Source organism: Methylobacterium sp. J-030, from assembly GCF_022829545.1.
GTDB lineage: Bacteria > Pseudomonadota > Alphaproteobacteria > Rhizobiales > Beijerinckiaceae > Methylobacterium.
Genome location: NZ_JAKSYM010000226.1, coordinates 71,940 through 92,130 on the forward strand (window position 1 = coordinate 71,940; position 20,191 = coordinate 92,130).

The 20,191-nt window shown below is 71.5% G+C and carries 15 protein-coding genes; 6 read left to right on the plus strand and 9 right to left on the minus strand.

All coding sequences use genetic code 11. The features are described 5' to 3' along the window. The 3 genes from MKK75_RS16055 to MKK75_RS16065 all read left to right on the plus strand — a co-directional run bounded on the left by MKK75_RS16055 (position 1) and on the right by MKK75_RS16065 (position 2,950). Positions 1-1,014: a WD40 repeat domain-containing protein gene (locus MKK75_RS16055; RefSeq protein WP_244043552.1), complete on the plus strand. Its 1,014-nt coding sequence runs from the start codon at positions 1-3 to the stop codon at positions 1,012-1,014. Between the two features lie 69 nt (positions 1,015-1,083). Continuing rightward, positions 1,084-1,608, plus strand: a complete 525-nt coding sequence (locus tag MKK75_RS16060; protein ID WP_244043553.1) for a DUF2937 family protein — start codon at positions 1,084-1,086, stop codon at positions 1,606-1,608. A 103-nt stretch (positions 1,609-1,711) separates the two neighbouring features. Next, positions 1,712-2,950: a peptide ABC transporter permease gene (locus tag MKK75_RS16065; protein ID WP_244043554.1), complete on the plus strand. Its 1,239-nt coding sequence runs from the start codon at positions 1,712-1,714 to the stop codon at positions 2,948-2,950. 3 nt (positions 2,951-2,953) lie between these two features. On the opposite strand, the gene MKK75_RS16070 is transcribed toward MKK75_RS16065, so the two are convergent. Next, complete coding sequence (locus tag MKK75_RS16070) at positions 2,954-3,961, minus strand: alpha/beta hydrolase (RefSeq protein WP_244043555.1); 1,008 nt, start codon at positions 3,959-3,961, stop codon at positions 2,954-2,956. Positions 3,962-4,040: 79 nt separating this feature from the next. After that, positions 4,041-5,402, minus strand: coding sequence for an RsmB/NOP family class I SAM-dependent RNA methyltransferase (locus tag MKK75_RS16075; RefSeq protein ID WP_409567579.1), 1,362 nt, complete (start codon positions 5,400-5,402; stop codon positions 4,041-4,043). Between the two features lie 151 nt (positions 5,403-5,553). Here MKK75_RS16075 and MKK75_RS16080 point away from each other — a divergent pair, with 151 nt between their 5' ends. Beyond that, positions 5,554-5,727 carry a hypothetical protein gene (locus MKK75_RS16080; RefSeq protein ID WP_244043556.1) on the plus strand — a complete coding sequence of 58 codons (174 nt, stop codon included), beginning with the start codon at positions 5,554-5,556 and terminating at the stop codon, positions 5,725-5,727. Positions 5,728-5,738: 11 nt separating this feature from the next. Here the strand turns inward: MKK75_RS16080 and panE are convergent, their stop codons facing one another. The 3 genes from panE to MKK75_RS16095 all read right to left on the minus strand — a co-directional run bounded on the left by panE (position 5,739) and on the right by MKK75_RS16095 (position 9,574). Beyond that, on the minus strand, positions 5,739-6,683 hold the full coding sequence (gene panE, locus MKK75_RS16085; protein WP_244043557.1) for a 2-dehydropantoate 2-reductase: 945 nt from the start codon (positions 6,681-6,683) through the stop codon (positions 5,739-5,741). Positions 6,684-6,690: 7 nt separating this feature from the next. Next, a complete protein-coding gene (gene guaB, locus MKK75_RS16090; RefSeq protein WP_244043558.1) occupies positions 6,691-8,184 on the minus strand; it encodes an IMP dehydrogenase in 1,494 nt (497 codons plus the stop codon). Positions 8,185-8,683: 499 nt separating this feature from the next. Beyond that, entirely contained in the window at positions 8,684-9,574 is an 891-nt protein-coding gene (locus MKK75_RS16095) for a DUF3313 domain-containing protein (protein WP_244043559.1), read from the minus strand. Between the two features lie 218 nt (positions 9,575-9,792). Between MKK75_RS16095 and MKK75_RS16100 the strand changes: the two genes are divergently transcribed. Then, positions 9,793-11,241, plus strand: coding sequence for an MDR family MFS transporter (locus tag MKK75_RS16100; RefSeq protein ID WP_244043560.1), 1,449 nt, complete (start codon positions 9,793-9,795; stop codon positions 11,239-11,241). A gap of 170 nt (positions 11,242-11,411) precedes the next feature. On the opposite strand, the gene MKK75_RS16105 is transcribed toward MKK75_RS16100, so the two are convergent. From MKK75_RS16105 to MKK75_RS16120, 4 genes are all read right to left on the minus strand, one after another. Then, the gene (locus MKK75_RS16105; RefSeq protein WP_244043561.1) at positions 11,412-11,933 is read right to left on the minus strand and encodes a DoxX family protein; all 522 of its coding nucleotides are present in this window, start codon (positions 11,931-11,933) and stop codon (positions 11,412-11,414) included. A gap of 71 nt (positions 11,934-12,004) precedes the next feature. After that, positions 12,005-13,171, minus strand: coding sequence for a multidrug effflux MFS transporter (locus MKK75_RS16110; protein ID WP_244043688.1), 1,167 nt, complete (start codon positions 13,169-13,171; stop codon positions 12,005-12,007). Positions 13,172-13,363: 192 nt separating this feature from the next. Then, positions 13,364-14,650 carry an MFS transporter gene (locus MKK75_RS16115; protein WP_244043562.1) on the minus strand — a complete coding sequence of 429 codons (1,287 nt, stop codon included), beginning with the start codon at positions 14,648-14,650 and terminating at the stop codon, positions 13,364-13,366. A gap of 30 nt (positions 14,651-14,680) precedes the next feature. Next, positions 14,681-15,097, minus strand: a complete 417-nt coding sequence (locus MKK75_RS16120) for a MarR family winged helix-turn-helix transcriptional regulator (RefSeq protein ID WP_244043563.1) — start codon at positions 15,095-15,097, stop codon at positions 14,681-14,683. A 158-nt stretch (positions 15,098-15,255) separates the two neighbouring features. Between MKK75_RS16120 and MKK75_RS16125 the strand changes: the two genes are divergently transcribed. Beyond that, on the plus strand, positions 15,256-20,100 hold the full coding sequence (locus MKK75_RS16125; RefSeq protein WP_244043564.1) for an NAD-glutamate dehydrogenase: 4,845 nt from the start codon (positions 15,256-15,258) through the stop codon (positions 20,098-20,100). Positions 20,101-20,191: the final 91 nt, after the last annotated feature.

Consider the following 20,191-nt stretch of genomic DNA (forward strand, 5'->3'; position numbering starts at 1 on the left):
TTGAGCAGCACCTTGAGCAACCCGTCCCTCACCCAGCACGTCACCGCGCTCGATCCCGGCGCGCACGTGATCGCGGCCCACGTCCTGAAGGATGTTCCGGCCCTGGCGCTCAGCGACGGCACCGTCGCTCTGATGCGGGACGGGAGCCTGACGCGGCTTTCCGTGCATCCCGAGGCCGGCATCCTGGTGGCGGCCGGCAGTGCCGATCGCCTGCTCACAGGTGGCGATGACGGCCGCGTCGTCGCGATCCGGGCCGACGGTGCGATGGACCAGGTCGGCTCCGCGAAGGGCGGAGCCTGGATCGACGCGCTCGCGCTCCATCCGGACGGCGCCGTGGCGTGGTCGGCCGGGCGCAACGTCGTGGCGCGGGATGCCAAGGGGCGCGAGCGCAGCTTCCAGGCGCCCTCGACCGCACGCGGGCTCGTCTTCGCGCCGAAGGGCTACCGTCTGGGGGTCGCCCACTATAACGGCGTCAGCCTCTGGTACCCGAACCTGGAGACGCCGGCCGAGGTGGTCGGTTGGAAAGGCTCGCATATCGACGTGACGTGGTCACCGGATGGGCGTTTCGTCGTGACCACGATGCAGGAGAATGCCCTGCACGGCTGGCGGCTCCAGCCCGATCGCGGCCACATGCGGATGTCGGGTTATCCGGGCAAGGTCCGCTCGGTGGCGTGGTCGTCGGACGGCCACTGGCTCGCCACCGGCGGCGCCGAGGCGGCGATCGTCTGGCCGTTCGACTCGAAGGAAGGGCCGACCGGCAAGCCCCCGCGGGAATGCGGTGTCCGCCCCGCGCGGGTGTCCCGGGTCGCGTTCCACCCCAAGGCACCGGTTCTGGCCATGGGCTACGAGGACGGCTGCATCCTCCTGGTCCGGTTCACGGACGCCGCCGAGCTTCTCGTGCGGCCAGCCGTTCCAGGCAGCGGGATCACGGCACTCGCCTGGGACGGGCGCGGCAGCCGGTTGCTGTTCGGCTGCGGCGATGGACAGGCGGGCCTGCTGACGCTGCCTGCGTGAAGGCGACTGGAACCGCCCCGGGCGGCGTGCTCTTTGTCGGTGATCGATTCGGCACGCTGGAGGTCTGACGTGTTCCGCGTGTTCCGCACCCTCGGGCTCGCCCTCGGCCTTCTCGGCGGCGGGATCGCCGCTCAGGCGCCCGAATTCGCGCAGCAATACGCCCAGCGGCTCGGCGGCGCAGCCGACGAGCTGCGCCGTCAGGTGGCCGTGCTCGAATCCGATGCGCAGGCGTCGGGCACGACCCGGGATGGCGCCGTCGACCGGCTGCGCAGCAACCCGGATCAGCTCGTGGCCCGGCGCGGCGCGGCGGCGCAGGCCGACATCGCCCGGCTCGCCCGGCTGAGCGCACAGCAGCAGGCCCTGGCCACGGCGACGAGCCCGCTGGGCCGCGTCGTCGCGATGCTGCGCGATCCGGACGTGCCGGTCGCCGAAGCGGCGTATCGGGACTTCAGCCCAGCCATCCCGACCGGCGCCGACGGTCTGGCGGCGGGCCTGATCGGATTCTTCGCCGCCTGGGGCGGCTGGCGCATCGTCTCGGATGTCGGCCGGCGGGCGCTGCGGCGGCGGCCGCGCGAGACCGCCACCGCGGCGTGACGGCACGCACGGGGCGAAGTGTGGCGCCGCGTCTACAGCAGCTTGCGCGAGCCTTGCGTATCGAGCACAGAACCGGCCGTCCCGGTCCGGTAGAAGGCGCAGAATGCCGCGCGCGTCGCACTCGACCCTCGCCGATCCAGCGCTCGACGCCGCCGCCCTGCTGCGGCGCCTCGGCTTCTTCGGCCTGTTCGTGGTGCTGCCGGTGCTGGCTCAGGTCGCCCGGCGCGCCTCGGTGATCCTGGCGCCGATCGCCGTCATCCTGCTGATCATCGCCAGCGTGATCGACCGGCGGCAGCGCCCGGTCCGTCCGGCCGCCCGACGCCTCCTCACCACGCCGGCGTTCCTGGCCGGTATGCTCGTGGTGCTCTGGTCGGCCCTGTCGCTCACGTGGACGCCGTTCCTCGGGCCGGCCCTGGAGCGGCTCGTCAACCTCGCGGCCACGATCGGGCTCGCGCTCCTGGGCTATCTCGCCCTGCCCGACCGGATGCGCTCGGCCAATCTCTACCTGCTGCCGCTGGGCGTCGTGGCCGGGGCGATCGTGGCGATCGTGCTCGGCCTGTTCGGCGCCCACATGGCGCCGGCCGGGACGGAGGATGACGGTGCGCTGGATCGCGGCCTCGTCCTGCTGATCCTGCTCCTCTGGCCCGCCTTGGCTTGGCTGCGGTCCCGGCGCCGCGACCGCGAGGCGCTGGCCTTGGCCCTCCTCGTCGCCCTCGCGCTCACCGTGCAGCCGGACGCGACGCAGATTGCCGCCCTGGCAGTCGGGGCCGTGGCGTTTGCGGTGACGAGCCACCGGCAGGCGCTCGGCGTGCGGCTGACCGCGATCTCGTCGGCCGTCCTGCTCGCCGTCGCGCCGCTGCTGCCGTTCCTGGCGCGGCCGATCGGGGCCGCCGTGTTCGGGCCGCTCGCGCCGACGGTGCTGTCGCTCAAGAGCTGGCAGAAGGTGGTGACCACCGATCCGGTTCGCCTGATCACCGGCCACGGCTTCGAGACCGCGTTGCGCGGCCGCCTGGTCGGTCTGCTCCCGCTGAACGCGCCGACGACCGCGCTGTTCGAGTTCTGGTACGAACTCGGGATCGTGGGGGCGCTCGCCGCCGCCTTCGCGCTCTACGCCTCGATCCGGCGGGCCGGGCGCGACGGGCCGGCCCTGGTTCCCGGCGCGATGGGCTGTTTCGCGGCGGCCTTCACGGTGGCGTGCCTCAGCGTCGGCCTCACCTCCATCTGGTGGCTGACGACGGTCGCCATCGCGGCCGTGGTGTTCGTGTCGGTGGAGCGGGGCCAGTTCCGCACCAGCCGCCCCAAGGTCGCCAAGCTGCACCGCGTGATCGCCGGCGGCGGCTGAGCGTCAGCGCTGCAGGAACCCGTGGAGGCGGATCCAGGCCAGGAACAATCCGGGCCAGGCGGCGACCGGCGTGCCGGGCGCCCCGAGCCCGAATCCGTGGCCGCCGCGCTCGAACAGGTGCAGTTCGGCGGGAACCCGGGCCTTGCGCAGGGCCGCGAACATCAGGAGCGGATGGTCGGCCACCGCCACGGGATCGTCGATCGCCTGGGCCAGGAAGCACGGCGGCGTCTCCGGGCCGACCTGGAGATCGACCGAGTAGGTCTTCATCTCGGCCGGCGTGACGTCGTCGCCGACCAGGATCCGGCGGGTATGGGTCCGGTCGAATGGCTTGCGCATCGTGATGACCGGATAGATCAGCCCGGCGAGGGCCGGCCGCACGGGTTGGGCGTCGACGCCATCCTCGGCCGGGTAGAGATTTTGCGCGCTGCCGACCGCGGTCTCGCCCATCAGGTGGCCGCCGGCCGAGAATCCCAGCACCCCGACGCGCGCCGAATCGATGCCGAACTCCGTCCCCCGCGAACGCACCAGGCGCAGGGCGCGCTGGGCGTCTTGGCGCGGCGCGTCGGGGCCGGAGCCCCAGCCTTCGGCGGGCAGGCGGTAGATCAGCAGGAAGACCGTGATGCCGGCCGCGTTGAGCACGCGCCCCACGGGGACGCCCTCGTTGCCGATGGCGATGAACTCGTAGCCGCCCCCGGCCGCGACGATCATCGCGGCGCCGTTGGCATTGGCCGGCCGCATGACCAGCAGGCAGGGTCGCGCCACGCGAACGATATCGCCGACCACGCCTTCGACATAGCGGAAGCCGTCCGCGTCGGGTCCGCGGCCACCCCCCGGCGGTTCCCCGGGCCAGAGATCGATGACCTGGAGGTCTGCACCGGGCAGGGAGCGCGGCAGGCCGCGGATCGCCTCGTGCGGGGCGATGTCCGGCGGCCCGTCCGTCGCGGCCTTGGCGGAATGCAGGCCGGCGATGCTCCCGAGCCCGGCGAGCAGGAGGCGGCGGTCGAGACGCAAGGCTGACTCCGGGCAGCGGGATCGGCGGGGCCGCGGGTCCAACGCGGTCGGCGGCGATGGGCTCCCGGCGTCGCCCCGCTCAGCCGTTCCGCACGATCACCGCCACGTAGAAACCGTCCGTGCCAGTCCGGTGCGGGCTCATCTGGATCCCGTGGGTCGTGGTGCGCACCGCCTCGCGCAACGCAGCAGGACCGGCCGCGAGCACATCGGGCGCCGCGACGATCGAAAACCGCCCGCGCCAGCGCGACAGCAGGCCGGAGACCGCCGCATCGTTCTCGGCGGACAGCAGGGAGCAGGTGACGTAGACGATGCGCCCGCCCGGCCTGACCAGCCGCGCCGCACGATCGAGGACCTGGGCCTGCTCGGCCGTGCGCATCGCGAGGCTCCCAGGGCGCAGGCGCCATTTGGCATCGGGGTTGCGCCGCCACGTCCCGGAACCCGTGCAGGGGGCATCGACCATCACCCGGTCGACGGTGCCGTCGAGATCCTCCAGCACGTCGGCCCGGGCCTTGCCGCTCCGCGGGGTCCGTACCTCGGCCGCGGCGCCCGACCGGCGCAGGCGCTCGTGGATCGGCGCGAGGCGGCGCGGGTCGCCGTCGGTGGCGATCAGGCGGACGGCGTTTCCCGTCTGGGCCGCCAGCGCCAGGGTCTTGCCGCCGCCGCCCGCGCAAAGATCGACGATGGTCTCGCCGGCCCGCGGCGCGGCCAGAAGTGCCGCCAGTTGCGAGCCCTCGTCCTGGATCTCGTACCAGCCCTCCAGGAACGCGCCCTCGACATGGAGCGCCGGGCCGCGCCCGTCGGCTCCGATCGGGATCCGCAGGCCGTGAGGCGCGTGGGGCGTCGGCGCCGCCCCGAACGGCGCGAGCGATGGCAGGATGTCGTCGCGCGGGCCGCGCAGCGCATTGACACGGATGTCGAGGGGTGCGCGGCGGGCGAGGGCCTTCAGCTCCGGAATCAGGTCGTCGCCGAGCGTGTCGGCGAGATCCGGCAGCACGAAAGCGGGAGCGTCGCCCGCGACGTCCGGCGGCGCATCCTGAAGCGTCGCGGTGTCGAGCCGCGCGCGCTCGTCGGCGGTCAGGGGCTCCGGTGCGAAGCGCTCGCCCGAGAACAGGGCCGCCACGGACTGCGCGGCGAGACCCTGCTGCAGCCGCAGCGCCCCGATCAGCACGGCGCGCGGAGATTCTGACCCCATGATCCAGGCTGCCGACGACCGGCGCCGCAGGGCGTCGTAGACGAGGCTGGCAATGCCGGCCCGGTCGCCCGAGCCGGCGAACCGGTGCGCCAGCCCCCAATCCTTCAGGGCATCGGCGGCCGGGCGACGGCGCTCGGCGATGTCGGTGAGCACCTCGATGGCGGCGGAGCAGCGGGCGGCGGGTGTCAGGAGTCTGGTCCTTTCGAATGGGTCAAAGCCGTCGCGAAACGGCCACGCTTGCCCCGCGATGCCGCCACCTTACGGCCGAGCTTCGGGCACGTTCCCGGCTCAGATCCCGATCCTGGCAGCTCGCTGGGCGAGCCGCTGCGTGTCGTATGGCATCCATTGGCTACCGACCAGGGCGGTTCGGTGCCAACTCGCTTCGGGAGGTCTTCAGCCCATGTCGTCCGCCGTTCGTATCGCTCTCGCCGCCCTGGTCGCGGCCTCGCTCGCCGCCTGCGCCAGCGCGCCCGCGGCCCAGCCGGATCTCACGGCGCCGCCGCGCCGCCCGGTCGATGCCAAGACGCAGCTCGAATACGGCAATCCGCCCGGGCCGCCGCCCGGCCGCTACTGACAGGAAGCGGCTCAGGCCGCCTCCCGCCCCCGGCGCGCCTCGTAGGCCTTGAGGCCGGTAAAGACGAGCGTGAGCAGCGGAAAGACCGACCCCGGCGCGAGCCGGCGGCCGCGGGCGATCAGGTCGCCGATCACGTGATCGGCCTCGATCCGCCCGCGATTCTCGATGTCGCGCAGCATCGAGGCCGTGAAGGTCGAGCCGGCGGCCGTGAGCTGCCCCCGCGCCCGCTCGGCCACCACGCCCCGCGGCGCGTACCCGCTCGCCGCCGCGATAGCGGTGCATTCGGCGTGGAGTTCCGCCATCACGTCCGCACCGCCCGGCGCCGCCACGATGTCGCCGACCGCGGCGCGCATCAATGTCGTGGCCCCCGCGAGCGTCGCGAGGAAGACCCACTTCTCCCACATCTCCAGCAGGATCGTCTCGCTCAGCCGCGGCTGGAACTTCAGCCCGCGCATGAGGGCGTCGACTGCCTCGATCCGGGCCGAGCGCGACCCGTCCCGCTCGCCGTAGGTGATGCTGCACAATTCGCTCATGTGGCGGATCGCGCCGTCCGGCGCGAGCGTCGCCGCGATGGCGCAGGAGCCGCCGAGCACGCGTCCGGCGCCGAACCGGGCATCGAGCGCGTCGAGATGGGCGAGGCCGTTCAGCAGCGGCAGGATCGCGGTCTCCGCCCCGACGGCGGGTGCGAGATCCGCGATGGCGCTGTCGAGGTCGTAGGCCTTGCAGGACAGGACGATCAGGTCGAACCGTCCGGCCCCCGCCAGCCGGTCGGCCGTCACGGTGGGGGGCTTCGGGATGTGCAGGTCGCCGAGCGGCGAGCGGAGCCTCAACCCGTCCGCGGCGAGCTTTTCCGCCCGGGCCGGCCGGACCAGGAAGGTCACGTCGGCGCCGGCTTCGGCCAGCCGCGCGCCGTAATATCCGCCGGTCGCGCCGGCTCCGACGATCAACGTGCGCATCGATTCCTCATGTCCGCGACGGATAGTTCGGGCTTTCCCGCGTGATCGTCACGTCGTGGACGTGGCTCTCGCGCAGGCCGGCATTGGTGATGCGGATGAAGCGCGCGCGTTCCTGGAAATCCGGGATGGTCGCGCCGCCGACATAGCCCATGGCGGCGCGCAGTCCTCCGGCGAGCTGGTGCAGGACGTTGCCCACCGGGCCCTTGTAGGGCACCTGACCCTCGATGCCCTCGGGCACGAGCTTGTGGGTGTCGCTGACCTCGGCCTGGAAGTAACGGTCGGCCGAGCCGCGCGCCATCGCGCCGACCGAGCCCATGCCGCGGTACGACTTGTACGAGCGGCCTTGGTACAGAAAGACCTCGCCGGGTGCCTCGTCGGTGCCGGCGAGCAGCGAGCCGAGCATCGCCACCGAGGCCCCCGCCGCGATCGCCTTGGCGAGGTCGCCGGAATACTTGATGCCGCCGTCCGCGATCACCGGGATGTCGGCCTCGGCGGCCGCCTCGACCGCCTCCATGAGCGCGGTGAGCTGCGGCACGCCGACGCCCGCCACGATGCGGGTCGTGCAGATCGATCCCGGGCCGATGCCGACCTTGATGGCGTCCGCGCCGGCATCGATCAGTGCCTGCGCGCCCTCGCGGGTAGCGACGTTGCCGGCCACCACCTGCACGGCGTTCGAGAGCTGCTTCACCCGGGCCACGGCGTCGAGCACCTTGATCGAGTGGCCGTGGGCGGTATCGACCACGATCACGTCGCAGCCGGCATCGATCAGGCGCTCGGCCCGCTCGAAGCCGCTGTCCCCCGTGGTGGTGGCGGCCGCGACGCGCAGGCGGCCTTGTTCGTCCTTAACGGCGAACGGATACGTGACGCGCTTCTCGATGTCCTTGACGGTGATCAGGCCGATGCAGCGGTAATGGTCGTCGACGACCAACAGCTTCTCGATCCGGAACTGGTGCAGCAGCCGCTTGGCCTCGTCCTGGGTCACGCCCTCGCGGACGGTGATCAGGCGGTCCCGGGTCATCAGCTCGGCGACGGGCTGGGCCGAGTTGGTGGCGAAACGCACGTCCCGGTTGGTCAGGATGCCGACGAGCTTGCCGCGCGAGCCGTTCGGTCCGCGCTCGACCACCGGTATGCCGGAGATCCGGTTCCTCTTCATCACCTCGAAGGCGTCGGCGAGCGTCTCGTCCGGATGGATGGTGATCGGGTTCATCACCATGCCGGACTCGTACTTCTTCACGAGGCGCACCTGCTCGGCCTGCTCCGGCGGCTCGAGGTTGCGGTGGATCACGCCCATGCCGCCGTTGGCCGCCATGGCGATGGCCATCGGCGCCTCGGTCACCGTGTCCATCGCGGAGGCGAGGATCGGCAGGTTGAGCGGGATGGTGCGGGTCAGCCGGGACGCGACGTTCACCTCGGTCGGCATCACCGAGGAAGCGGCCGGCCGCAGGAGCACGTCGTCGAAGGTCAGGCCCTCGATGATCGATGCGGTTTCTACTCGGGCCATGTGCCAACTTTCCTCGGACGGCAGCGCGTGAGGTCGCGCAGCGGGATCGGGTTGGCAAGTGCCAGTATCACGCGCGTCGCGACCGCGCCAATGCGCGCGTGCCGCGGCGCAACGCGAAAACACGCATGGCTCACGGGTTTCTGCCGTGCGTGAACAGGCTTTTCCGCCGGCGACAGCGCGAAGCGTCCGTGCCTTCGAGTACGCCGAGTTGGCTCGGCGCCTTTCCTCGCTGGTAACGCGCGCCCTTTCCCGGACAGGTGGAGCGAAGCGGAACCTGATCCGGGATCCAGCACGAAAAGCGCCGCGTCAGCGGCACAGGTTGTATCAGATCGACGCTTCGCGAAGTCCTGTGCTGCATCCCGGGTCGCATTCCGCTTTCGCTCCACGCGCCCGGGAAAGGGACGGTGCACAATCGGTCCGACGCGATGTCTTCGGTGATCGACACCACTTCGTGAAAGGGCTGCTCTCACCGTCCATGCGCACGTAGCGAAGCAGCCCGCTACCGCACCGCCGGCGCCCCCGGTCCCTTGTCAGTGTATTCCGGAGGCAGGCCGATGTAGTCGCCGAGAATCCCGTCGATCCCGGGGGCCCGGCCGAAGGCCTCGCAATCCGGGTCTAGGGGCGCCTCGCCCAGCGTCGTGATGCGGATGCGGTCCCAGGTCGGCAAAGTGTTGGGGGCCGCGAACGGGTCGTCGCCGGTGGCCAGCATGTAGCCGAAATCCTGGCCGAACTCGCCCGCGAGATCGTAGGCGTCGCTGGCGCGGGAGTAGCGCGGCTGGCTCGTGAAGGAATTCGCCGCCCCGCCCCACACCATGGCGGCGCGCTGCTCGCGGCGGCGATCGAGCGCCTCGGCCTCCACGGTGAGGCTGCCGAGCCCGATCGGGATCCGCGGGATCGGGACGCGTCCCACGCCCTCGGCCGCGCTCAGCCCGAACTGCGAGGCGACCGTGATGCCGGCCGAGCCCGCGATGGTCGCGCCGGCTCCGAGCAGATCCGTCGGATCGACCCGCGTCACCTGCGCCCGGACGGTGAGATCCGCGTCGCGCCCCGACACGATGTCGTACTTGAGCGACAGGTCGTAGCAGAGCGCCCGGTCGGCGGCGTTGGCGATCAGCCGCCGCTGGGCCTTGGTGAGCGGGCCCGCGCCGGTCACGTCGGCGTGGAACGCCGTCGGGATGATGCGCACCGTGCGGGCCGCGGCGAGGACCGGCCGGTCGACGTAGATCCGGGAGGCGGAGGCGACCTGATCGCTCGCCTTCAGGCGGTCGTAACGCGTGAGGGAGCCGCGATCGTTGAGGAGGACGGTGCCGCAGGCCGCCACCATCGAGAACAGGGCGACGCCGGCGGCGATCCGCGGCAGGGAACGGGCCTTGCTGGGGCTGGACGACATCGAACTCCTCATGGACCTTCCCTGCGGACGGACCCCTCTCGCAGACCGATCTCACGGCCGCGTGAGGGGAACTTGGCCATTCGACCACCCTCGCAACAGGTGTCGCTGCCGACCGACACAACCTCTGTTGCAGTATGGATACATTCGCGAAACACGCGGATGCGAGTTCGCGCGTCGCGCGGTGCAACCGGCACGGCGCGACGCGCGTCTGCCCTGTGATGTCCTCCGCCACCTCAAGACCGTTCTGGATTGTCCCGCTGACGGTCGCCACCGCGCTGTTCATGGAGAACACCGATTCCACGGTGATCGCCACGGCGCTGCCGAGCATCGCGGCGAGCCTGAACGAGGATCCGATCGCCCTGAAGCTCGCCCTGACTTCCTATCTGGTCAGCCTCGCGATCTTCATCCCCGTCAGCGGCTGGATGGCCGACCGCTACGGTTCCCGCACGGTGTTCCGGGCGGCGCTCGTGGTGTTCATGGCGGGCTCGCTGGCCTGCGCGGCCGCCAACGGGCTGGCCTGGTTCGTCGCCGCGCGGTTCCTGCAGGGCATGGGCGGCGCCATGATGGTGCCGGTCGGGCGGCTCGTCGTGCTGCGCAGCGTGCCGAAATCGCAGCTCGTCACGGCTTTGGCCTACCTCACCTTCCCCGCCCTCGTCGGCCCGGTGCTCGGGCCGCCGGTCGGGGGGCTGATCACCACGTGGTTCGACTGGCGCTGGATCTTCTTCATCAACCTGCCGATCGGCTGCGCCGGGATCGTGCTAGCGACCCTGTTCTTCGAGGATATCCGCGAGGCGGAACGGCCGCCGCTGGACATCCTCGGCTTCCTGCTGCTCGGCACCGGTCTCGCCGCCCTGATGCTCGGCCTCGCCTCCCTGGGGCGGCACCTGCTGCCGGCTTCGGTCTCGTGGGGGTGCCTCGGCGGCGGCGCGATCCTGCTGCCGCTCTACTGGGTGCATGCGCGGCGGGTCGATTACCCGATCGTGCGGCTCGACCTGATGGAGCGCGCGACCTTCCGGGTCGCGGTGCTCGGCGGGAGCCTGTTCCGGATCGGCACCGGGGCGATCCCGTTCCTGCTGCCGCTGATGCTGCAGGTCGGGTTCGGGCTCGACGCGCTGCATTCGGGCCTGATCACCTTCGCGGCGGCGGCGGGCGCGATGTTCGTGAAGACCCTGGCGCCGAAGATCCTGCGCCGCATGGGTTTTCGGACGCTGATGACGTGGAACGCCCTGCTGGCCTCCGCCTTCCTGGCGGTGAACGGCTTCTACACGGCGCAGACGCCGCACTGGATCATGGTGGCCCTGCTGTTCGTCGGCGGCTGCTCGCGCTCGGTCCAATTCACCTGCGTCAACGCCATCGCGTATGCCGATCTCGAATCGCGTGAGATGAGCGCCGCCACGAGCTTTGCCAGCGTCTGCCAGCAGCTCTCGCTGAGCCTCGGCGTGACGCTGGGTGCGCTGGCGCTCGAAGGGACCGCGGGACTGCATGGCCGGACGCAGATCGAGGCCGCCGATTTCGGCCCGGCCTTCTTCGCCGTGGCGGTGATCTCGGCGGCGTCCGTGATGGCCTTCCGCAACCTGTCGCCGGATGCCGGCGCCGAGATCTCCGGCCGCCGGATGGTCGCCGAGACGCCGTCGGCCGCGACCGAGATGCGTCCGCGGCACGGTTGATAAGCCTCTGACCGGCCGTCCAATCTATGACCTCATCCTGAGGCGCCGGAGCGTAGCGCAGGCCTCGAAGGAGCCCTCCAGCCGGCCGCGCGATCCCTGGAACCCTCCTTCGAGGCCCGCTTCGCGGTCACCTCAGGATGAGGGGGCAGATGGGATCGGCCCATCAGCGATTATGCCGCCGCCCGGGCGGGCGCGCGGCCGGAGGATCGCTTGCCGCCGCCCCGTGCAGCCGGGGCTTTGCCGGCGGATTTCCCGGCGGCGGGCTTGGTACTCGGCGCATCCGCACCGGCCCGCCAGCCCTGCCAGCTCCAGGCGCCGGGACCCGTCAGGGCATACATCAAAAAGCCGCCCGCGAGGCCGAGATCGGCCAGCAGGAGCGTGCGCTCGGCGACGGCCGCCGGGCCGATATAATGCCAGAACGCGTGGAGCACGAAGGCCGTCAGCGTCGCGAAGGCGGCGAGCGCCAGCCCAATGAGCCGCGGCAGCACGCCGAGGACCAGCGCCAGCGGCCCGAACACCTGCACGATCACGGCACCCGTCGCCACCGCGTTGGGGAACGGCACGCCGCCCCCAGCCAGCGTCAGCGCGAAGCCCGAGACGTTGAGCGCCCGCGCGATCCCCGTGGGCAGGAGCGCGGCGGCGAGCAGCAGCCGCGCGGCGAGAAGCGTTCCGTTCTGGGCGCGGTCGATCATCGGGGGTCCGGTCGGCGGAGAGACGCTCTGAGCTTGGCCCCTGCCGCTGAAGACCCGGTTAAGCCTGCCCCTCAGCCGGCGACGCCGCCGCGGAACAGGCGGCCATGCTCGGTCCAGGCGACGACCATCAGCGCCAACCCGCCGAGCATCGCGTAGCCGATCCCCACCGGCAGCACCGTCCCGTCGAAGGCCTGGCCGATCAGGAAGCCGCAGAGGGCGCCGAGCATCGTCGTGTAGAAGCCGAGGAACGAGGAGGCGGTGCCGGCGATGGCGCCGAGCGGCTCAAGGGCCAGCGCGTTGAAGTTCGGCATCGCGAAGCTGATCAGGAACTGATTCAGCGCCAGGATCGCCAGGAACAGCCAGAGCGGCGGATGCCCGTGATAGGCGAGCCCGACGCCGACCTGCACCAGCCCCACCAGAGTGAACGCGATCACGCCGCTGTGCGACATCGCCCGCATCCCCAGCCGCCGAACCACGCGGGCGTTGATCAGCGTCGCGGTTCCCATCGCGCCCGCCACCAGCCCGAAGGCCAGGGGAAAGAGCGGGCCGAGATGGTACAGGCCGGTGTCGAAAACCTGCTGGGCCGAGCCGACATAGCCCATGATGCAGCCGGTCAGGAGTCCGAGCGCCGTGGCGTAGCCGACGGCGACGCGGGTCATGAGCGTCAGGCGGATCGCCGCCCAGGTCGCGGCCGGCGAGAGCGGGCGGCGGTATTCCGGATGGAGCGTCTCCGGCATGCGCCAGGAGAACCAGACGGCCAGCCAGAAGGCCAGGACCAGCATCGACACGAAGACGTAGACCCAGGAACCCAGCGCCAGCATCATGCCGCCGATCGCCGGGGCGATCATCGGCACGATCAGGAACACCATCATGGTGAGCGACATCACGCTCGCCATCTCGCGCCCGGCGAAGCGGTCGCGCACGATCGCCACCGACAGCACCCGCCCGCCCGCCGCCCCGATGCCCTGGATGATCCGGGCCGCGAGCAGCCAGCCGAAGCTCGGCGCCACCATGGCGAGGCCGCAGCCGACAACGTAGACCGCGAGGCTGGCCAGCAGGACCGGCCGCCGCCCGATCGCGTCGGAGATCGGCCCATAGACGATCTGCGCGAAGCCGAAGCCGATCATGTAGACGTAGACGAGGAGCTGCAGCCGGTTCGGATCCGCGACGGCGAAGCGCGCCTCGATCGCCGGGAAGGCCGGTAGCAGGTTGTCGATCGAGATCGCCGTCACCGCCATCATCAGCGCGATCAGGGCGACGAACTCGGTGAAGCCCGGGCCGGACCAGGGGCGCGGCGCGCGCGCGTCCTGGGCCGGCGGCACGGGCCGGATCGCGATGGTCAAGGCGGGCTCTCGGGCTCGGCGGGAACGGACCGTTCAGGGCGCTCCCATCGCGGCACGCTTATGGCGACCGAGCCCGCACGGTGCAGTTCAGGCCGGCATCGGGCGCAGGGCCGGCTCCTGCGGCCTGCGTCCCACGAAGCCCGCCATCAGCGCCGCCACGAGGCAGAGCAGCCCCGCCGACACGAAGGCGCCGAGATAGGTGCCGGTGTCGGTCCGGACCAGACCGGCGAGCCAGGCCGCCGAGGCCGCGCCGATCTGGTGGGCGGCGGCGATCCAGCCGAACATCAGCGCGGCGTTCTCCTCGCCGAAGGACTTTCCGGCAAGCTGGACGGTCGGCGGCACCGTGGCGATCCAGTCGAGCCCGTAGAACACCGCGAAGAGCGACAGGCCGTAGAAGCTGAGATCGAACGAATAGGGCAGGAAGATCAGCGAGAGGCCGCGCAGGCCGTAGTACCACGCCAGGAGCTTGCGCGAATCGAACCGGTCGGTGAGCCAGCCCGAGGCCGTGGTGCCGATCAGGTCGCAGATCCCCATCAGCGCCAGCAGGCCCGCGGCCGTGACCTCGGCGATGCCGTGGTCGATGCAGGCGGGGATCAGGTGCGTCCCGATCAGCCCGTTGGTGGAGGCGCCGCAGATGAAGAAGGTGCCGGCGAGCAGCCAGAAATCCTTGGAGCGCAGGCCCGTCCGCAGGCCGCGCAGCGCCCGGACGGCCGGATTCTCGGTCAGGACCGGCGTCGGCGTCACGGCGGTCTCGCCGTAGCGGGGCAGGCCGAGATCGGCCGGCCGGTCGCGCAGCAGCAGGGCGACGAGGGGGATCAGCGCCAGCGTCGCGACCGCGACCACCAGCGAGACCGAGCGCCAGCCCTGCCCGACCGCCAGGGAGGCCAGAATCGGCAGGAAGACGAGTTGCCCCGTGGCGCTGCTGGCCGTGAGCATCCCGAGCACCAGCCCGCGCCGCTTGGCGAACCAGCGCCCCGCCACCGTGGCGCCCAGCACGTTGGCGACCATGCCGGAACCCGAGCCGACCACGATGCCCCAGAGCAGCACCATCTGCCACGGCGCGGTCATCAGACTGGTCGCGGCGGTGCCGATCGCCAGGATGAGCAGCGCGGTGCAGACCGAGCGCCGCAGGCCGAACCGCTCGATGATCGCCACCGCGAACGGGCCGATCATGCCGTACAGGAAGATGTTGAGCGCGATCCCGACGCCGATCGTCGCCACGCTCCAGCCGAACTCGCGCTCCCACGGCACGATCAGCACGCTCGGCGTCGCGCGCACGCCCGCGCCGACGAGCAGGGCCAGGAACGTCACCGCAGCGACGATCCACGCATAATGCAGGCGCGGCACGGGGTTCTTCGCGGTGAGGGTTGGCATGGTCGGGCTCCGGGGGCGGATACAGATCGATCAGGAGGCGGCGATCAGGGCCTCCGCCACGGCCGAGACCGTCGCGGGATCGACCCGGGCGTTGATGCGGGCCTGAGCCTCGCGCCAATAGGGTGTCGCCGCCGTGAGCGCATCGCGGCCGGCGGCGGTCAGCGCCACGATGCGCGCCCGGGGATCCTCAGCACCGGGCGTGACGACCACGAGTCCGCGCCGCTTGAGCGGGTCGAGGTTCCGACCCATCGTGGTCCGCTCCAAAGCCGCCTCGGTGGCGAGGCGGGTGATCGGGATCGGGCCGAGGCGATCAAGGTATCTCAGCAGCGCGAACTGCGTCACCCGCAAGCCGGCCGGCTTCAGGGCCGCGTCGTAGGTCGCGGTCAGCGCCCGCGTGGCACGGCGCAGGGCGGAGCAGGTGCAGGGCTCGTTCGGCGCGTCGCTCATCGCATAGGTGTATATGCACCTATGCGGCGGCGGGCAAGCGGACCCTGACGGTTCGCGCGGATCGACACGCCTTGGCCGGCAAAGCTGAGGGGCGTGTCATCGACATGGCGGACCACGCTGCTATCGCTTGGGGGATGACCCGGTCCGGGAGGAGCGCGATGACACTCGAGACGGCGACGGCCCTGTCCTCCTCGGAGCAGAAGTCCGCCCGCACGGGGTTGATCGAGGCGGCCGCCGAGATCGTCGGGCAGCAGGGTGGACCGGGCGGCTTCGTGCGCGATCTGTTCGGCCGCGTCACCCCGGAGGATCTGGCCCCCTACCCCGCCGATGCCCTGGCCGATCTCGCGGCCCGAGCCCGGGCGTTCCTGGCCGAGCCCCACCGGCCCGGCGAGCCCGCCCGGATGCGCCTGAACGACGTCGAACTCATCCGGGACGGGCGCCGCCGCGAGGCGACCATCCTCGAAGTGATCAACGACAACCGCCCGTTCCTGCTCGATTCGACCCTGGCGGAACTCACCGAGCGGGGCCTGTCGCCCGATCTCGTCGCGCACCCGATCCTGGGCGTCGAGCGGGATGCCGGGGGCGCCCTGATCCGCGTGGTCGGCGAGACCACCGCGGACGCCCATGGCAGCCTCGCCCGCGAGAGCTTCATCCATATTCACCTCGACCGCCTGGACTCGGAGGCCGGCACCCGGCTGCTGGAGGCCCTCGCGGCGGTCTATCGCGATGTCGCCCTGGCGAGCGACGACCGCGACGCCATGCTGGCGCGCCTGACCGCGCTCACGGCGCAGCTCGGCCGTTCGCCCACCCCGATGCCGGAGGGCGAAACCGAGGAAGCGCGCGCCTTCCTCGAATGGCTGCTCGACGGCCAGTTCCTGCTGCTCGGGATGCAGGAGCACGGGATCGACGGCGAGGCGCATCCCATCGTCGAAGGTTCGAGCCTCGGCGTGCTGCGCGATCCCGGCGCCACCCCGCTGCGCCGGGGCCGGACGCCCGTCGATTACACGCCCGAGATCCTCGCCTTCCTGGAGGAGCCGCAGCCGCTCATCATCACCAAGGCGAGCGTGAAGTCCCGGGTCCACCGCTCCGCCTATCTCGACTATGTCGGCGTCAAGCTGTTCTCGGGGGCGGGCAAGCTCTCGGGCGAGGTGCGGATCGTCGGCCTGTTCACGGCCTCGGCCTATGCCAGCCCCGCCCGGGAGGTGCCGGTGCTGCGCCGGAAGGTGGAGGCCGTGGTCGCCCGCGCCGGGCTCGATCCGACCAGCCATGCCGGCCGCAGCCTGCTGGCGGTGCTGGAGAGCTACCCGCGCGACGAACTGTTCCAGATCGACGGCGAGCGGCTCTACCGGTTCACCCTGGCGATCGCCAACCTCGCCGACCGGCCGCGGATCCGCGTGCTGTCGCGGCCGGACCGGTTCGGCCGCTTCGTCTCGCTCCTCGTCTACGTGCCGAAGGACCGTTACGATTCGACGGTGCGCGCCCGGATCGGCGCCTACCTCGCCGAGACCTATGGCGGTCGGCTGAGCGCCGCCTATCCGGACTTCCCCGAAGGCCCCCTCGCCCGGACCCACTACATCGTCGGCCTGCCCGATCAGGGCGCGCCGGAAATCGACCCGGCGAGCCTCGAAGCCGGCATCGCCGCCCTGATCCGAACCTGGGGCGATGCCCTGCGCGCCGCCCTCGCTGAGCGCCAGGGCGGCGACCGGGCGCGGCTCCTCGCCGGCCGGTACGGGGAGGCATTCTCGGCCGCCTACCGGGACAATTTCCAGCCGGAGGTCGCCGTCGACGACGTCGCGATCCTCGAAAGCTTAAGCGAGGCGCAGCCGCGGGCCGTGCATCTCGGCCGCCGCGGATCAGATTCGGCCGCGCAGGTGCGCCTGAAGGTATTTTCGCGCGGGACCGCGATCGCCTTGTCCGACCGGGTGCCGGCGTTGGAGAATTTCGGCTTCCGCGTCATCAACGAGCGCACCTATCGGGTCGCGCCGTCGGGCGCTGCCGAGGCCGATCGGGTCTGGCTGCACGACATGCTGCTCGAGCGCGCCAGCGGCGCGCCGATCGAGCTGGCCGCGCTGGAGCAGCCCCTCGAAGCCGCTTTGCTCGCCATCGCGGAGGGCGCGGCCGAGTCGGACGGCTACAACCGGCTGATCCTGGAGGCCGCGCTGGAGTGGCGGGAGGCGGCGCTCCTTCGGGCCTTCGGGCGTTACCTGCGCCAGCTCCGCATCCGCTACGGCCAGGATTACCTCGCCGGGACGCTGAGCCGGCATCCCGGGATCGCCCGGGCGCTCGTGAACCTGTTCCGGATCCGGTTCGATCCCGCCGCCGAGGGCGGCCGCGCCGCCCGCTCGGGGGAGGTGCGCGGCGGCATCGAGGATGCGCTCGCCGATGTGTCCAGCCTCGACGACGACCGGATCCTGCGCCGCTTCGTCAACCTCGTCGAGGCGGCTCTGCGGACCAACTTCTTCCAGACCGGTCCGGACGGGAAGCCGCGGGAGACGATCAGCTTCAAGTTCGCTTGCGCGAAAGTCGCCGGCATGCCGCTGCCGCGGCCCCTGTTCGAGATCTTCGTCTATTCACCCCGGGTGGAGGGCGTGCACCTGCGCTTCGGCTACGTCGCCCGCGGCGGCCTGCGCTGGTCCGATCGGCCGGAGGATTTCCGCACCGAGATCCTGGGTCTCGTGAAGGCCCAGCAGGTGAAGAACGCCGTGATCGTGCCGGTGGGCGCCAAGGGTGGCTTCTTCCCGAAGCGCCTGCCGCCGCCGACCGACCGGGCCGCCTGGATGCAGGAGGGCACCGAGAGCTACCGGATCTTCATCCGCACGCTGCTCGAACTCACCGACAACATCGTCGACAACGCGATCGTGCCCCCGCCCGACACGGTGCGGCACGATCCCGACGACGCATATCTCGTGGTCGCGGCCGACAAGGGCACCGCCACCTTCTCCGACATCGCCAACGCGCTCTCGCTGGAGAAGGGCCACTGGCTCGGCGACGCCTTCGCGTCCGGCGGCAGCCAGGGCTACGACCACAAGGGCATGGGCATCACGGCCCGCGGCGCCTGGGAGGCGGTGCGCCGCCACTTCCGCGAGATCGACGTCGACGTACAGGCCGATCCGATCACCGTGGTCGGCGTCGGCGACATGTCGGGGGACGTGTTCGGCAACGGCATGCTGCTGTCGCAGAGCCTCCGGCTGATCGCGGCCTTCGACCACCGGGACATCTTCCTCGATCCGAATCCCGACGCAGCAACGAGCTTTGCCGAGCGGCGGCGTCTGTTCGATCTCGGCCGCTCCTCCTGGGCGGATTACGACCGGGGCCTGATCTCGCAGGGCGGCGGCGTCTTCCCGCGCAGCCTGAAGACCATCCCGCTGTCCGAACAGATCCGCGCGGCCCTGGGCTTCGACCGGCCGGAGGCCACGCCCACCGAATTGATGCAGGCGATCCTGAAGGCACCGGCCGATCTGCTCTGGTTCGGCGGCATCGGCACCTATGTCCGCGCCACCACCGAGACCGATGAGGATGCCGGCGATCGGGCCAACGACGCCGTGCGCATCACCGGGCCGCACCTGCGGGCCAAGGTGATCGGCGAGGGCGCCAATCTCGGCCTGACCCAGCGCGGGCGCATCGAGGCGGCGCGGGCGGGCGTCCGGCTCAACACCGACGCCATCGACAACTCGGCCGGCGTCAACACCTCGGACGTCGAGGTGAACATCAAGATCGCCCTGATGATTCCAGAGCGCGACGGGCGCCTCAGCTACGAGTCCCGCAACGCCCTGCTGGCCGCCATGACCGACGAGGTCGGCCACCTCGTGCTGCGCAACAACGAATTGCAGACGCTCGCGCTCTCCCTCGCCCAGCGCGGCGGCCTCGGCGAGACCGGCTTCGCCATGCGGACCATGCAGGCGCTGGAGGCCGAGGGGCGGCTCGACCGGGCGGTCGAGTTCCTGCCGGACGACGCCGCGCTCACCGAGCGCCTGCGCCGCAACGAGGGGCTCACCCGGCCGGAATACGCGGTGCTGCTCGCCTACGCGAAGCTCTCGCTGCACGACGCGATCCTCGACAGCGCCGTGCCGAACGACCCGTATTTCGAGCGGGAATTGCAGCGCTACTTCCCGAGGGCCCTGCGCGAGCAGTTCCCGGATGCCGTGAAGGGGCATCGGCTGCGCCGCGAGATCATCTCCACCGCGCTCGCCAACATCATCGTCAATCGGGGCGGCCCGTCCCTGGTGACGCGCCTGGTCGACGGCACCGGCGCCGACGCCGCCACCATCGCCAAGGCCTACGCGGTGACGCGGGACGCCTTCGGCCTGATGGAACTCAACCTCGCCATCGACGGCTTGGCGGGCCGGATCTCCGGCCAGGGCCAGCTCGGCCTCTACGCCGAGGTGCAGGATCTCCTGATGAACCGGATCGTCTGGTTCATCCGCAACCTCGATCTCACCGGCGGCCTCGCCCCGGTCGTCGCGCGCTACCGGGACGGCATCGCGGCGGTCGAGGCGGCTTTGCCGAAGGCCCTCGACGAGACCGCGCGGGCCGCGATCGACGGCCGCGCCGCGGACCTCGGCGGGCTCGGCATGGCGCCGGCCCAGGCCCGGCGCCTCGCCTCCCTCACCGCCCTGGTCTCGGCACCCGACATCGTGCGGGTCGCGGAACTGAGCGGCCGGCCGGTGGAGGAGGTCGCGGCGACGCATTTCGCCCTGGAACACGCCTTCCGCCTCGACGACCTCGCGGCTGCGGCGCGGGATGTCCCGGTGGCCGACACGTTCGACCGCGTCGCCCTGGAACGCGCCGCGGCCGGCATCGCCGCCGCCCATCGCAAGCTGACCGCCGAGGTCGTGGCCGATCTCGGCGCGGGGCCGAGCGCGGTCGAGGCCTGGGCGAAGACGCGGGGCGCATCGCTTGCGCGGATCCGTGAGGCCGTGGACGCGATTCGCGCTTCCGGCCTCACGGTCTCGAAGGCGACGGTGGCGGCGAGCCTGCTCGGGGATCTCGTGCGGGCGGATTAGACGGACGGGCGTGCGGCTGCCTTCGCCCCATAACACCGCCCGTTCCAGGGGTTGGGGAACCGCTTCGATGCCACCTCATCGTGCGGGTCGT

Coding starts and splice junctions, on each gene's coding strand:
- guaB (WP_244043558.1), bottom strand. CDS start 8,184: ATGGCCCGAGTAGAAACCGCATCGATCATCGAGGGCCTGACCTTCGAC.
- MKK75_RS16080 (WP_244043556.1), top strand. CDS start 5,554: ATGTCGTCCGCCGTTCGTATCGCTCTCGCCGCCCTGGTCGCGGCCTCG.
- MKK75_RS16125 (WP_244043564.1), top strand. CDS start 15,256: ATGACACTCGAGACGGCGACGGCCCTGTCCTCCTCGGAGCAGAAGTCC.
- MKK75_RS16105 (WP_244043561.1), bottom strand. CDS start 11,933: ATGATCGACCGCGCCCAGAACGGAACGCTTCTCGCCGCGCGGCTGCTG.
- panE (WP_244043557.1), bottom strand. CDS start 6,683: ATGCGCACGTTGATCGTCGGAGCCGGCGCGACCGGCGGATATTACGGC.
- MKK75_RS16110 (WP_244043688.1), bottom strand. CDS start 13,171: ATGGCGGTGACGGCGATCTCGATCGACAACCTGCTACCGGCCTTCCCG.
- MKK75_RS16065 (WP_244043554.1), top strand. CDS start 1,712: ATGCCGCGCGCGTCGCACTCGACCCTCGCCGATCCAGCGCTCGACGCC.
- MKK75_RS16100 (WP_244043560.1), top strand. CDS start 9,793: ATGTCCTCCGCCACCTCAAGACCGTTCTGGATTGTCCCGCTGACGGTC.
- MKK75_RS16095 (WP_244043559.1), bottom strand. CDS start 9,574: ATGTCGTCCAGCCCCAGCAAGGCCCGTTCCCTGCCGCGGATCGCCGCC.
- MKK75_RS16120 (WP_244043563.1), bottom strand. CDS start 15,097: ATGAGCGACGCGCCGAACGAGCCCTGCACCTGCTCCGCCCTGCGCCGT.
- MKK75_RS16115 (WP_244043562.1), bottom strand. CDS start 14,650: ATGCCAACCCTCACCGCGAAGAACCCCGTGCCGCGCCTGCATTATGCG.